Annotated in this window: 14 protein-coding genes; 9 read left to right on the top strand and 5 right to left on the bottom strand. The window is 60.5% G+C overall.

Translation table 11 applies throughout. The features are described 5' to 3' along the window. Positions 1–21 precede the first annotated feature (21 nt). On the top strand, positions 22–1,425 hold the full coding sequence (gene murD / locus ACTRWK_RS00925) for a UDP-N-acetylmuramoyl-L-alanine--D-glutamate ligase (protein WP_289081277.1): 1,404 nt from the start codon (positions 22–24) through the stop codon (positions 1,423–1,425). A gap of 260 nt (positions 1,426–1,685) precedes the next feature. Here murD and ACTRWK_RS00920 read toward each other — a convergent pair whose 3' ends face one another. The 3 genes from ACTRWK_RS00920 to ACTRWK_RS00910 form a co-directional block, all read right to left on the bottom strand. Beyond that, the gene (locus ACTRWK_RS00920; protein ID WP_051843965.1) at positions 1,686–2,189 is read right to left on the bottom strand and encodes a hypothetical protein; all 504 of its coding nucleotides are present in this window, start codon (positions 2,187–2,189) and stop codon (positions 1,686–1,688) included. A gap of 12 nt (positions 2,190–2,201) precedes the next feature. Next, positions 2,202–3,203, bottom strand: a complete 1,002-nt coding sequence (locus tag ACTRWK_RS00915) for a YHYH protein (protein WP_462843757.1) — start codon at positions 3,201–3,203, stop codon at positions 2,202–2,204. Positions 3,204–3,489: 286 nt separating this feature from the next. Next, positions 3,490–4,035 carry a TetR/AcrR family transcriptional regulator gene (locus tag ACTRWK_RS00910; RefSeq protein WP_009824931.1) on the bottom strand — a complete coding sequence of 182 codons (546 nt, stop codon included), beginning with the start codon at positions 4,033–4,035 and terminating at the stop codon, positions 3,490–3,492. A 126-nt stretch (positions 4,036–4,161) separates the two neighbouring features. Between ACTRWK_RS00910 and ACTRWK_RS00905 the strand changes: the two genes are divergently transcribed. From ACTRWK_RS00905 to ACTRWK_RS00890, 4 genes are all read left to right on the top strand, one after another. Beyond that, on the top strand, positions 4,162–4,842 hold the full coding sequence (locus ACTRWK_RS00905) for a cupin domain-containing protein (protein ID WP_289081279.1): 681 nt from the start codon (positions 4,162–4,164) through the stop codon (positions 4,840–4,842). Between the two features lies 1 nt (position 4,843). Next, the gene (locus tag ACTRWK_RS00900) at positions 4,844–5,032 is read left to right on the top strand and encodes a hypothetical protein (RefSeq protein WP_289081280.1); all 189 of its coding nucleotides are present in this window, start codon (positions 4,844–4,846) and stop codon (positions 5,030–5,032) included. Further along, positions 5,032–6,117: a flavin monoamine oxidase family protein gene (locus tag ACTRWK_RS00895; protein ID WP_462843756.1), complete on the top strand. Its 1,086-nt coding sequence runs from the start codon at positions 5,032–5,034 to the stop codon at positions 6,115–6,117. The genes ACTRWK_RS00900 and ACTRWK_RS00895 overlap by 1 nt, the downstream gene beginning before the upstream one ends. 100 nt (positions 6,118–6,217) lie before the next feature. Next, the gene (locus ACTRWK_RS00890; RefSeq protein WP_462843755.1) at positions 6,218–7,420 is read left to right on the top strand and encodes an MFS transporter; all 1,203 of its coding nucleotides are present in this window, start codon (positions 6,218–6,220) and stop codon (positions 7,418–7,420) included. 219 nt (positions 7,421–7,639) lie between these two features. On the opposite strand, the gene ACTRWK_RS00885 is transcribed toward ACTRWK_RS00890, so the two are convergent. Continuing rightward, a complete protein-coding gene (locus ACTRWK_RS00885) occupies positions 7,640–8,023 on the bottom strand; it encodes a nuclear transport factor 2 family protein (protein ID WP_037964042.1) in 384 nt (127 codons plus the stop codon). A 140-nt stretch (positions 8,024–8,163) separates the two neighbouring features. After that, a complete protein-coding gene (locus ACTRWK_RS00880) occupies positions 8,164–9,345 on the bottom strand; it encodes a BaiN/RdsA family NAD(P)/FAD-dependent oxidoreductase (RefSeq protein WP_289081283.1) in 1,182 nt (393 codons plus the stop codon). Between the two features lie 113 nt (positions 9,346–9,458). Here ACTRWK_RS00880 and ACTRWK_RS00875 point away from each other — a divergent pair, with 113 nt between their 5' ends. The 4 genes from ACTRWK_RS00875 (at position 9,459) to murC (ending at position 13,776) form a co-directional block, all read left to right on the top strand. Next, entirely contained in the window at positions 9,459–9,986 is a 528-nt protein-coding gene (locus ACTRWK_RS00875; RefSeq protein WP_005854133.1) for a redoxin domain-containing protein, read from the top strand. Between the two features lie 111 nt (positions 9,987–10,097). Further along, positions 10,098–11,267, top strand: coding sequence for a putative lipid II flippase FtsW (gene ftsW, locus ACTRWK_RS00870; protein ID WP_005854131.1), 1,170 nt, complete (start codon positions 10,098–10,100; stop codon positions 11,265–11,267). Next, complete coding sequence (locus ACTRWK_RS00865) at positions 11,264–12,364, top strand: UDP-N-acetylglucosamine--N-acetylmuramyl-(pentapeptide) pyrophosphoryl-undecaprenol N-acetylglucosamine transferase (RefSeq protein ID WP_132997314.1); 1,101 nt, start codon at positions 11,264–11,266, stop codon at positions 12,362–12,364. Before ftsW ends, ACTRWK_RS00865 begins: the two co-directional genes overlap by 4 nt. Next, the gene (gene murC, locus ACTRWK_RS00860) at positions 12,361–13,776 is read left to right on the top strand and encodes a UDP-N-acetylmuramate--L-alanine ligase (RefSeq protein WP_005854127.1); all 1,416 of its coding nucleotides are present in this window, start codon (positions 12,361–12,363) and stop codon (positions 13,774–13,776) included. Before ACTRWK_RS00865 ends, murC begins: the two co-directional genes overlap by 4 nt. Positions 13,777–13,802: the final 26 nt, after the last annotated feature.

The raw sequence follows: 13,802 nt of genomic DNA, 5'->3' as shown, positions 1-13,802 counted from the left end.
ATCGCTAACAGGAGAGCAGGCATGATACCAGTTCAAGGTTTGACCGGCGCAAAGGTCGCCATTCTGGGGCTCGGGCGGTCGGGGCTATCTGCGGCCCGTGCGCTGGCCGCCGGGGGCGCTGTGCCTATCTGTTGGGATGACAACCCCGCCGCGCGCGCCGCCGCGCAGGCCGAAGGGTTCGATTGTGTGGATCTGGGCAAGGCCGGCGTCTTTGATGACATCGCGCGGCTGATCGTATCGCCCGGCATTCCGCATCTTTATCCGGCACCGAACCCGGTGATTGTCGCCGCGCAGGACGCAGCTGTGCCGGTGGACAATGACATCGGGCTGTTCTTTCAAAGCTTCGCGACGCTGGCCTGGGATAATTTTGACGTGGTGCCCAAGATCATCGCGATCACCGGGTCGAACGGGAAATCCACCACCTCGGCGTTGGTGCATCACATTCTCAAGCACGCGGGCCGCCCGACGCAGCTGGCGGGAAACATCGGTCGCGGCGTGCTGGACATAGAGCCTGCCATTGACGGCGAGGTCGTGGTGCTGGAGCTGTCGAGCTACCAGACCGATCTGGCGCGCAATCTGACGCCGGATGTCGCCGTCTTCACCAACCTTAGCCCCGATCATCTGGATCGCCATGCGGGCATGGGCGGCTATTTCGCGGCCAAACGGCGGCTCTTTGCGGAAGGCGGGCCGGATCGTGCAGTCATTGGCGTGGATGAACCCGAAGGGCGTTTTCTGGCGGGACAGCTAAGCGAAGGGGCGGCCGACGACCGGGTGATCCGCGTGTCGGTGGACCGTAAGCTCACGGGTCTTGGTTGGCAGGTCTTCGCACGCAAAGGCTTCTTGTCGGAATATCGCGGCGGCAAGCAGATCGGCTCCATCGATCTGCGCAGCATCACCGGCTTGCCCGGCGCGCATAACCACCAGAACGCCTGTGCCGCCTATGCCGCCTGTCGCACGCTGGGGTTCGCGCCCAAGATCATCGAAGCGGCGTTCCATTCCTTTGGCGGCCTGCCGCACCGCAGCCAGACCGTGGGCGAGGCGGACGGCGTGCGCTTCGTCAACGACAGCAAGGCGACCAATGTGGACAGTGCGGTCAAGGCACTGGCGGCGTTCAGGAACATCCGCTGGATCTGCGGCGGGCTTGAGAAAGAGGGCGGTTTGGGCAGTTTGTCAGAACCGCTGGAGACGGTGCGCAAAGCCTATGTGATCGGGCGCGAGGCGGCGCAGTTTGCCATGAAACTGGGGGTCGAGGCCGAGGTCTGTGGCACGATGGACGTCGCGGTTGCACGCGCTGTCGAGGATGCAGAGGCGGGGGACGTCGTTCTGCTGGCCCCTGCGGCGGCGAGCTTTGACCAATACGACAGTTTCGAGCGCCGCGGAGAGGATTTTGTCGCGCAGGTGCAGAAGCATCTGACGGACGCGTAACTGCGTTTTTGGGGAAGGAGCGCCGCATGAACACTGATTGCGGTGTTTCGGTCTGCTCCGGTCCAGATCGTGGCGGGTGACTGGTTGTTTGATCGGGGCCATCGGATAATTGACGGCTTGTTCGGGGATGCAGATTTCGAGGCCGTCTATCGAAGAAAAAGGTCTTGATCCTAATCGTCTGCGGCCGAGAACCGACGAGATTTACTTGCGGCGTATCGGGCGTGCGCGACAAGAGGTTCGGCGTTCTTTCGAGGGACGACCTATGGGGTGGCCTCGGGGATGAAAACCTTGACGGTTGATGAAATTGGAACGCCGTTTACCGACCACGCGCTGTGATCATTTGCGTTCAATGTCACTCTGACTTCATTCTCGCCCGGCACCAGTGAGGTGCCTGACAGATGATACCAGTTGGAATAGACCCGCGCTATTTTCACGCCATTCACATAGATATGGGCATGGCCTTCGTTGTCTTGCGGTGCGTGATTGATCGCCGCGGGTGTGAACTTGAAATGAACGGGCAGGATCTGAACATTATACCCGCCCATGACGTCAGGAAATACCAGATGCGTGACGCTTGGCTGTGGCAGTTCGGCAGAGACGTCGCGCGGAGGATGCCGGTGCGCTTGCACCGCGCCGGGCGCGCTTGCCATATCCATCGTTGCCTTGCCGATGTCAGGTGAAATGGGGGCGCGCGACATCGGAAAAAGCGTCGTGACCACGACAGCCATCGACGCCCCGATTATGGCATAGGCGAGTTTTTCCACCAGATCCGGTCTTTACTGGCCGGGTGCGGGCATAGCTGCGCGCAGGTCGGCTTCGCTGACGCCAAGTGCCTGAGCTGCCGCGGCAAAGTCCGGCGGGCGCGTGTCACCAAGTGCCCCGACCAATTCAGCCTCGGTGATGCCCAGTTGATCGGCAACTGCAGCAAAATCCGGTGCGGCACCACCGCCACCGGGGCCATTGTTCGCGGCCACGTCGACCTCACCATGGTAGCAGTCGATCATATAGGGCGCTTCATCTGCTGTGAGGTGGTAGTGGTAAATCCCTTCCGGGAATTCAGGTGTCGGGCCGGAGTGGCCGCTGCACGCATCCAGATCGTCATTCACCACGACAATGCCACCGACATCATTGTTGCCATAGACAGGAAAGCCGTCGGCCAAAACACCGATCATCCGCGAATGTTGCCCGGCTTGCGCCGCGGCCTCGGCGATACAAACAGGGATGCCATGATAGTGGTAATTCGTCCCGTCCACGAGCGTGTGCCCGTTGCAGTTGTCCAGAAATGCCACGTGATCATGAACAACCTGATCGTCAATCGCAACGACGGAGCGGTCGGGGTTCTCGTAATCGTTGAAAATCTGTGCGCCGCTCAAGGCCACGCCAATTCTCCCCAGCGAGGTATTCGTTGATGTATCCGAATAGACAGGCTGGGTTGTGATTGTCGCGTCGATCTCGGTCTCTTTGAAGTAATCGGCAGAGTTCTGCACATCAAAGAATTCCAGTGGCTTGTCGGCAAAGGGTTGATCGTTGGGATCGCTTGGAATCAGATATTGTTCCGCGAAACCGTGGTCCGGGATGCCGTTGGATTGGAAGCGGAAGGTTTTTGCGTCAGCATCGACCGTGATCTTGACATGATCTGCCCAATTTGCGGCTTGAACGACCGCCGCAGTGTCATTCGACTGTTTCACATTCTGAGCCGATGAAGGCGAATAGATCAGGGATGCGGCGGCCAGCACAACCGATGCGGCGGCTGTCCCATAGAGAGTTTTCCTGGACATGATTTTCTGATCTCCCATGAGATGTCGGTATCTTTACTTCCAACTTCGGGTCGAAGCGCTGCTAAGCCGAAGCTAGGCCTTAAACGGACGCATGCCAACTTTCCGTCGTTTTTATTCAACAGAAATATAGCGCTCTAGAATTTTCCGAGCGCGGGCATTCTCTTTACGGGGTCAAAATGACGCGCTTGATACTTCGGGCCGCCAAAAAGCGGTTGTTCGGGGCGGTGATATAGTTTCTCGACGTGCAAACGCAGTTCACGGCAGTCGCGAGCGCTCTGTATTGACGTCAGATCTTGGCGATACTTCGGATAGCGGCCTTGGCGATCTGGTCGAACATCGCACGATCGTCGGAGGATGACGCAACGATCATGCCGCCTTCCAGCGCCGCGACGATGAGGCAGGACGTGTCCTCGGGGTTTTCGACGCCATTACGGTGGAACAGGTCAAGCAGCCACAGCCTGTTCATTTTGAAGAATGCTTTTGTTTTCTGGTTAACATTCTTGGGCAGCCCGATCGCTTCTGCGCCCATGATCGCGCAAAGGCAGATGGTTTCGTCCAAGACCAGCGCCTGAGAGTAAAGCGCGACGTAGCTGTCCAACGCCGTTTGCAAGCTGGCCGTATCGATCTGTTCAAGGTGCTCCTTGAACTGGCTGGTGTAGCGATCCACCAAAGCTTCGCCCAGATCGGGTTTGGTCGGAAAGTGATAGTGAACGCTTGCGCTTTTGATGCCGACATCGCTTGCCAGGTCGCGAAAGCTCATCGCCGAGAAACCGGCACCACGGACGCGCTTTTCAGCGGCATCAAGGATTTTGTCTTTCATTGTCTGCGGCATTTGGGGCTCCTGTCTATCATGTGGTAGATAGGTGTTGACAGCGAGGAGGGCAATATCTAACTGAGAGCCTATCAACTGATAGGTAGCTATGTAGCGCCGCTGCGCGCTGAACCGGAAGGATGTACCATGGACCTGAACGCAAATTTTGATGAACGTGCCGTTGTACATTCGGATCGGCAGCCGTGGGTTGCATCTCCGATGAAAGGCGTAGACCGGCGGATGCTTGACCGGATCGGGGATGAGGTCGCGCGGGCGACGACCATCGTCCGCTATGCGCCGGGCAGCGCGTTTTCGGCGCACACCCATACCGGCGGCGAAGAGTTTCTGGTGCTTGAGGGCGTGTTTCAGGATGAACACGGTGACTTTCCGGTCGGCACCTACGTGCGCAACCCGCCAACGTCTTCGCACACCCCAAGCTCGGCATCAGGGGCGACGATCTTCGTCAAGCTGTGGCAGTTCGACATGGATGACCGTCAGCAGATCACCATAGACACCACCACCCAGACCCCGCAGCCGGTGCGTGCGGGTGTTTCAGAGATCCCGCTGTTCGAGGATGCGCACGAACGGGTGCGGATCGAGCTTTGGGAGCCCAACGTGGCAGTGACACAGGCCGGCCACAACGGGTTCGAAGCCCTTGTGGTCGAAGGAAGCTTTATCGAAGGGGATGAGGTCTTTGGGGTCAATTCCTGGCTGCGCCTACCGCCCCACACGCCGCTGAACGCCGTTTCCGGCCCTGATGGGGCGCGGCTTTGGGTCAAATCCGGCCATCTTGCGGAAACGCCAACAGCCCCGAATGTCGGGGGCTGAGATGTCAGATCCACTTGCAATCATTGGCGGGGCGGGTGCCGGTCTTGCTAACCGCGCCCTGCACAGAATGGACCCCGCACGGATGATGAAACCAGCCGATATTGCCCGCACCTATCTGGCGCTGGCGGATCAACCTCGGTCCGCCTGGACGCATGAGTTGGACCTCAGGCCGATGGGAGGGGCGTTCTGATGCAGACCGATGTTCTGATTGTGGGCGGCGGCCTGTCGGGTCTTGCGCTTGCCGACCATCTGGCCCGCCAAGGCCGCGATTTCTTGCTGGTTGAAGCGCAGGACCGCCTTGGCGGGCGTATCCTGACCAAAGAATTTTCGGGCGGTGCCTTCGACCTTGGGCCTGCGTGGTTCTGGCCGGGCCAGCCGCGCATGGCGGCCCTCGCGGAACGCTTTCAGATCCCGGTGTTTGGGCAGTTCTCGACGGGTGACTTGGTCTATCAAGAGCAAAATGGCACCGTGCAGCGCGGGCGCGGCTATGCCTCTATGGAGGGGTCTTACCGCTTGACCGGTGGGATCGGCTCTGTGGTGCATGCTTTGGCCAAAGGGTTGGATCCGGTGAAAATCATGACCAGCACGCGGCTTACGTCGGTCGACCATTCGGCGGGTTCCATCACAGCGCAGGTTGGTCAAGACGGCACCGCACAGAGCATCAAGACCAACAGGATCGTGATGGCCATGCCGCCTCGGGTCATTGCAGATACCGTTTCCTTTGAACCCGCGCTGGATGCAGGCCAAATGCAGGCATTGCAAGACACGCCGACCTGGATGGCCGGTCAGGCCAAGATCATTGCGGTTTACGACCAGCCTCATTGGCGCAATGCCGGGCTGTCCGGCGACGCCATGAGCCAGCAAGGGCCGATGGTCGAAATCCACGATGCTTCGCCAAGGCTGGGCGGTCCCTATGGGCTTTTCGGTTTTGTCGGGGTTCCTGCGGATGCACGTGTCCAGCACAAAAATGATATGATGCGCCTTGCGGTGACGCAGCTTACGGCGCTGTTCGGTCCGGAAATGGCCGACCCTATGCACCTTGTTTTGCAAGACTGGGCGACCATTCCCCACATCGCGCGGCCACAGGATCGACACCCGGTCCGAAGCCACCCCCGCTATGGTTTGCCGTCCAACCTGCGTGCCCTGTCAGCACGCGGGATGATATTTGCGTCGACCGAAACCGCCCCGGAATTCGGAGGCTTTCTTGAGGGCGCATTAGAGGCGGCCGAACATGCGGCCAGCACGCTGGCGCTGCACGACCCCATGCAGACCTGATCACCACCCGCCCGCATGGGTTTGGGCATCCAATAGAAAAATGAAAACACGCCGCGCCAAGCCAATCCAACGGGCATGGTGGCCATACGGATGATATATGATGACTCGGACAATAGACCGGACTGAAACCGCCGGGTTCCGCCGCAACCTGACGGTGCTGATCCTCGCCCAATCTTTAGGGGCTGCCAGCGGACCGATTGTGATCTCGCTGGGGGGATTGGTTGGTCAGGATCTCGCGACTGACCCTGCTTTGGCGACCCTGCCGGTCAGCATCTATAATCTTGGGCTTGCCCTTGGAACGGTGCCTGCCGCTTGGATCATGCGACAATATGGGCGGCGCAGCGGTTATCTTCTGGGCGCGATGATCGGCGTGTTGTCGGGATTGGTCGCCGCTGGTGCGATATCCTTTGGGGCGTTCATATTCTTCTGTTTGGGAACGTTTCTGGCGGGGCTCTATGCGTCCTATGTACAGTCTTACCGTTTCGCAGCTGCCGACGGGCGCGAAGGGGCAGACAGGGGGCGGGCCATTTCATGGGTCATGGTTGGCGGCCTGGTCGCAGCCATTATCGGCCCGCAACTGGTGATTGCCACGCGCGACGCTGTGCCGGGCGTGCCCTTTGCGGGCAGTTTCCTGAGCCAAGCGGCGCTGGCGCTCATCGCGTTTTTTGTTCTGACCCGGTTAAGGGGCCGCCAACCCGCAGCGACAGCCCAAACGTCTTCCGATGACGGGGGGCGCACCGTGCTCCAACTTCTGGCGTCGCCGAAATACATGCTTGGGGTCGCCGCTGGCGTGGTGTCTTACGGGCTTATGTCATTCGTCATGACGGCGGCACCGCTGGCGATGGTCGGATGCGGGCATTCGATTGACCACGCGGCATGGGGTATTCAGTGGCATGTGCTGGCGATGTTCACGCCAAGCCTTGTGACGGGCAAGCTGATCGCCCGGTTCGGAAAGGAAAAGGTCACCGCCGCTGGCCTGATCATCATCGGCATTTCAGGTGCTGTTGCGCTGACCGGTCTGGATCTGAGGCATTTCTTCATCTCTCTCATCCTTCTTGGGATCGGATGGAACTTTGGCTTTATCGGAGCGACTGCGATGGTAGCTGCCGCGCATACAGAGGCCGAGCGCGGGCGTGCCCAAGGGCTGAATGATTTCGCCGTTTTCGGCACAGTTGCGGCGCTTTCGTTCTTTTCCGGCGCGTTGATGCAGGCGTCGGGATGGCACCTCATCAATCTCTTGATGTTTCCCTTTATCGCCATTGTGCTTGCGCCATTGGTCTGGCAAGCGGCGCGGCGCGTATAGGGCGGTGCCAATACTGTCTCAAAAACTGGCAACGTAAGGCCAACCTCAAGGAAGAACGTAACATGCCTGCGTCACAAGTTCTTATAACTGCGACGCTTGTTGGGGTTGGCGGCACGTTGATTGTCGACGCTGTCAAAGGGCTTGCGGCTCGGTTCTTGGGAAAAATGCCAACGCATAGCTTTGGCCTTTCATTGCTGTGCTCGCACGGCATTCATTGCATCAAAACATCCCGTTGTCGTTGTTACTTTGTACAGGCATTTCCTGAAGCACGTCCCAATGCTCGACGATCTTGCCTTGATCATCGAGACGGAAAATGTCCATCCCTGCATAATCGGGACCGTTGGGCCAGAGCTGATGACAATGTAGGATCACATGATTGCCGTCCACGAATGACCGCTTGACCTCGACATGTTTGCCCGGATGCTCGCGGGCCATCCGTTCGAAATAGTCAACGAAGGCCGCCTTGCCGTCCGCCACATGGGGATTGTGCTGAATGTACTGCGCTCCGGCGTAGCGCGCGATGGCGTCGGCGGGGCGGCAATCATTGAACATCATTTCGTAAAAGGCGATGACGTTGGCCTTGTCGGTTTCTGGGTCACGCATGGTCTTCCTTTCTGAATTTACCGATAGTGTGGCGCATGTCTGCATTGGGGAAGCTGCATTGCGGGGTCGACGGTGTCGGTCTGGGGGCGCTGCCCCCGCCGCCTGTGGCGGCTCCCCCGGGATTTAGGGCCATTTGGAAATTACTGCTTCTGTGCGATATCTGCGGCGCAGGCCATGGCGGAGGACCAGGCCCATTGGAAGTTATAGCCGCCCAGCCATCCGGTCACATCGACGGCCTCGCCAATGAAGTAGAGACCGGGGCGTGTCTTGGCCTCCAGTGTTTTGGAGGACAGCGCGTCGGTGTCGATACCGCCGAGGGTGACTTCGGCGGTGCGGTAGCCTTCGGTGCCAGAAGGGGTCATCACCCAATGCGACAGCCTGTCGATCAGGGTGCCGAGTTTTGCATCCGACCAATCGGCGAGGTTGCCGCCAAGGTCCATGATCCCCGCCAGATGATCCACCAGCCGCGCGGGCAGGTGGTGGGAAAGCTCTGTCGTCAGGTTGCGGCGGCCATAGGTCTGGCGTTGGCTGCGCAGCTTGGCCAGCAGATCACTGTCGGGCAGCAGGTTCACTGTGATCGGCGCGCCTTCGGTCCAGTAGCTTGAAGCTTGCAGCACGGCAGGGCCCGAGAGGCCACGGTGGGTGAACAGCAAGGCTTCGTCAAAGGAGGGGCCTTGGGCAGTCACCCGCGCGGGCGTTGCGGTGCCGGATATGGGCGCGAAACGGGCGTCGGTAAAGGTGAAGGGCACCAGCCCCGCCCGCGTGTCGGTGACGGGGATACTCATCTGCGCGGCGATTTCATAGGCGCGCCCCGTCGCCCCCATCTTGGGGATGGATTTCCCGCCAGAGGCAACGACAAAGTTGCGCGTGGTGATCGGCGTGGTGCCGTCGGGCGTGTGCAAGGTCATGCTATATCCGGCATCACGCGCGGCGATATCGGTCAGCGTGCTATGCAGCCGCAGGTCAACACCGGCTTTTTGCATCAGGCCGCGCAGCATGGCGACGATCTCTTTTGCGGAAGTGTCGCAGAAAAGCTGGCCGAGGGTCTTTTCGTGCCACGCGATCCCATGCGCGTCTACCAGTTCGATGAAATCCCACTGGGTATAACGCGCCAGCGCCGATTTGGCGAAATGGGGGTTGGCGCAGATGAAGGCATCCGGCGTGCAGTGCATATTGGTGAAATTGCAGCGCCCGCCGCCGGAAATGCGGATTTTCTCGCCCGGTGCTTTGGCGTGATCCACGACCAGCACCGATCCGCCTGCGTGGGCCGCGCACATCATGCCTGCGGCCCCTGCGCCTAAAATTACCGTATCATATTGCATGGCCCCGCCATAGCCCCCGCCACGCAAGCCGGTCAAGTGGCCGTGAGCGGGGTGGTAACCCGGCGCATGAAGACTAATTCCGTGAGTGACGAAGCAATTAAAGGAGAGACCCGATGAACGTATTGGACGCAGGTAACGCATTCCCGAAACTGACCGTGGCAGAGCTGCAAGGCGGCATGCTGACCCTTGGCACCCCGCGGGGCGATCATGACTGGCAACTGGTGGTCGTCTATCGCGGTCTGCATTGCCCGATCTGCAAAAAATACCTGTCGACGCTGGACGGGCTGGTCGCGGATTTCAACAAGGCAGGTGTGGACGTTGTTGCCGTGTCGGGTGACCCGAAAGACAAGGCGCGCGAGATGGCGCAAGAGCAGGATCTATCCCTGACCATCGGCTATGACATGAGCATCGCACAGATGCGCGAACTGGGGCTCTATGTCTCTGACCCGCGCAGCCCGCAAGAAACCGATCAGCCCTTCGCAGAGCCCGGCGTGTTTGTGGTGAACGGCGACGGTAATATCCAGATCCTCGACATCTCGAACGCGCCCTTCGCGCGGCCTGATCTGGAGGGGCTGCTGAACGGGATCAAGTTTGTGCGTGACAACGACTATCCGATCCGCGGCACGCACGCGGGGGCATAGGCAGCTTTGCGCGGGGCTGGTTAAAACAGACTAGCCCCGCGTAACCTTTCGCGCTACACTGCAAGCTAGACCCCGAAAAGGGGCGGAACGAGGCAGTGTAAGGCAGGTCCCATGACAGAAATGGTCTATGGCGCGGTTCCCGTTCGGGATGGCGAACCGATTCTTCCCAAATGGTGGCGTACGATCGACAAATGGGCGATGTCCTGCATCCTCCTGCTGTTTGCCGTGGGCATGTTGCTGGGGCTGGCGGCCTCCCCGCCGTTGGCCGCGAAAAACGGCTTTGACTCTTTTCACTATGTGCAGCGACAGGCTGTTTTCGGTGTGCTTGCCGTGATTGCCATGGTGCTAACATCGATGATGACGCCGGTGATGGTGCGGCGTCTGGCGATTGTCGGTTTTCTGGTGTCCTTTGTGGCGCTGGCCTTGCTGCCGTTCTTTGGTACCGACTTTGGCAAAGGTGCTGTGCGCTGGTATTCCATGGGCTTTGCGTCCTTCCAGCCGTCAGAGTTCCTCAAGCCCGGTTTTGTCGTTGTGGCGGCGTGGATGATGGCGGCCGCGCTCGAGATCAACGGCCCTCCGGGCAAAACGTGGTCCTTTGCGCTGTGTATTTCCATCGTGCTGATGCTGGCGTTGCAGCCCGACTTTGGTCAGGCCTGTCTGGTGCTGTTCGGCTGGGGGGTCATGTATTTCGTCGCCGGTGCGCCGCTGGTGCTGCTGGTGGGCATGGCCGGGCTGGTCGTCTTGGCGGGGACATTTGCCTATTCCAACTCTGAACACTTTGCCCGACGGATTGATGGGTTCCTGTCGCCCGACATCGATCCGCGCACGCAGCTTGGCTATGCCACCGATGCGATCCGCGAAGGCGGTCTGTTCGGGGTCGGCGTGGGCGAGGGGCAGGTGAAATGGTCGCTGCCCGATGCGCATACCGATTTCATCATCGCCGTTGCTGCCGAAGAATACGGCCTGATCTTGGTGATGTGTGTGATCGCGCTTTACGCCGTGATCGTGGTGCGGTCGCTGCTGCGTCTGGTGCGCGAGCGGGATCCCTTTATCCGTCTGGCCGGCACCGGGCTGGCCTGCATGTTCGGCGTGCAGGCGATGATCAACATGGGCGTGGCTGTGCGGCTGCTGCCCGCCAAGGGTATGACGCTGCCTTTCGTCAGCTACGGCGGATCGTCGGTGATTGCCTCCGGCATCGCAGTGGGCATGTTGCTGGCGTTTACCCGTACACGACCACAGGGCCAGATCTCTGATCTATTGGGCCGGAGCCGTGCCCGATGACGGCGCCGCTGCTGGTCATCGCCGCAGGGGGGACAGGGGGGCATATGTTTCCCGCCCAAGCGCTTGCCGAAGTCATGCTGGCGCGGGGCTGGCGGGTAAAGCTGTCCACCGACGCGCGGGGGGCGCGCTATACCGGTGGTTTCCCCGAGGCGGTCGAGATTCAGCAGGTCAGCAGCGCCACTTTCGCGCGCGGCGGTCTGGTGGCCAAGGCCATCGCGCCGTTTCGTATTCTGGGCGGCGTGCTTGGCGGCATTTTCGGTATGCTGCGCGACAAGCCCGATGTGGTTGTCGGCTTTGGCGGGTATCCGTCGATCCCCGCGCTGACAGCGGCCTGGGTGCTGCGCAAGCCCCGGATGATCCACGAACAGAATGGCGTGCTCGGTCGGGTCAATGATCTGTTTTCCAAACATGTTGATGCCGTGGCTTGCGGCACATGGCCGACCACATTGCCCGATGGTGTCAGCGCCGAACACACCGGCAATCCGGTGCGTGCCGCGGTGCTGGAGCGTGCGGGCGCGGGCTATATCGCGCCGGGTGACTACCCGATGGAGCTGTTGGTGATGGGCGGCAGCCAGGGCGCGCGCATCTTGAGCGAGGTGATCCCCCCCGCCATCGCCGATCTGCCGATGGAACTGCTGCGCAATATCCGCGTCAGCCATCAGGCGCGGGACGAGGACGGCCAGCGGGTCGCTACCTTCTACGCCGAAAACGGGATCAATGCCGATGTGCAACCGTTTTTCCATGATGTGCCGCGGCGCATGTCCGAAGCCCAACTGGTGATCAGCCGCGCTGGCGCGTCCAGCGTTGCCGATATCTCTATCATCGGGCGGCCGTCGATCCTCATCCCGTTTGCGGCGGCGACGGGCGATCATCAGACGGCCAATGCCCGTGGATTGGTGGACGCCGGTGCCGCGATCATGGTGCCCGAAAACATGGCCAACCCCGACAGTCTGCGGGCTCAGATCGAAATGGTGCTGACCCATGCAGAGGGCGCACAGCAGATGGCGCGCGCCGCCCTGTCGGTCGCCAAGCCGGACGCCGCAGAAGAACTCGCCCAGATGGTGGAAACCCTGGCAACCGAAGGAAAGAAACGATGAACGCAGCCACGAAGCTCCCCACCGATGTGGGCCCGATCCATTTCGTGGGTATTGGCGGCATCGGCATGTCCGGCATTGCCGAGGTGTTGTTGAACCACGGTTACCGCGTGCAGGGATCGGACCTGAAATCGACCAAGATCACCGACCGTCTGGTGGACCTTGGCGCGACGGTGTTCGAAGGGCAGGAGGCCGCGAATATCGAAGGGGCCGCGGTTGTCGTGATCTCTTCCGCGATCAAGCCGGGCAACCCTGAACTGGATGCCGCACGGGTGGCGGGCCTTCCTATCGTGCGCCGCGCCGAGATGCTGGCAGAGCTGATGCGCCTGAAATCCAACATTGCGGTGGCCGGAACCCACGGCAAGACCACCACAACGACGATGGTGGCCGAACTGCTGGTCAACGGCGGGATCGATCCGACGGTTGTGAACGGCGGGATCATCCATGCTTACGGGTCGAACGCGCGGATGGGGCAGGGCGAATGGATGGTGGTCGAGGCGGATGAATCCGACGGCACCTTCAACCGTCTGCCCGCGACCATTGCCATCGTGACCAATATCGACCCCGAGCATATGGAGCATTGGGGCGACTTCGATACCCTGCGCAAAGGGTTTCTGGATTTCGTCTCGAACATTCCTTTCTACGGGCTGGCGGTCTGCTGTATCGACCACCCCGAGGTGCAGGCCTTGGTCGGCAAGATCACCGACCGCCGTGTCATGACCTATGGCTTTAACACCCAGGCCGACGTGCGCGCAGTCAACCTGCACTACAAGGCGGGCGTGGCGCATTTCGATATCATGTTCCAGACCGAAGGCATCACGATCAAGGATTGCAGCCTGCCGATGCCCGGGGATCACAACGTGTCAAACGCGATGGCGGCGGTCGCCGTGTCGCGCCACCTTGGCATGAAAACCGAAGAAATCCGTGCCGCTCTTGCCGGGTTCGGCGGCGTGAACCGTCGCTTTACCAAAGTGGGCGAAGTGGATGGCGTGACGATCATCGACGACTACGGTCATCACCCGGTCGAGATTACCGCCGTGCTGAAAGCCGCACGTCAGGCCACCGAAGGGCGCGTGATCGCGGTCCACCAGCCCCACCGCTACAGCCGCTTGCACCACCATTTCGAGGAATTCTGCGCCTGCTTCAACGATGCCGATGTCGTTGGCATCGCCGAGGTCTATGCTGCGGGCGAGGCCCCGATCGAGGGCGCAGGGCGCGATGATCTGGTCGCAGGCTTGATCCGTCATGGTCACCGCCACGCCCGCGCCGTCCAAAGCGAGGATGATCTGGCGCGACTGGTCCGCGAACAGGCAGGGCCGGGGGATATGGTTGTCTGCCTTGGGGCAGGGACAATCAGCACCTGGGCCAACGCCTTGCCTGCCGCGCTTGAAGCCTTGAAGAAGGAAGCCGTCTGAATGGCGCGGACCCCATCATACGGGGG

It is taken from the genome of Sulfitobacter sp. G5_S2_6_S6 (assembly GCF_054968505.1).
The sequence above is the reverse complement of the archived record's forward strand: the minus strand, read 5'-3'. Positions and strand labels throughout refer to the sequence as shown.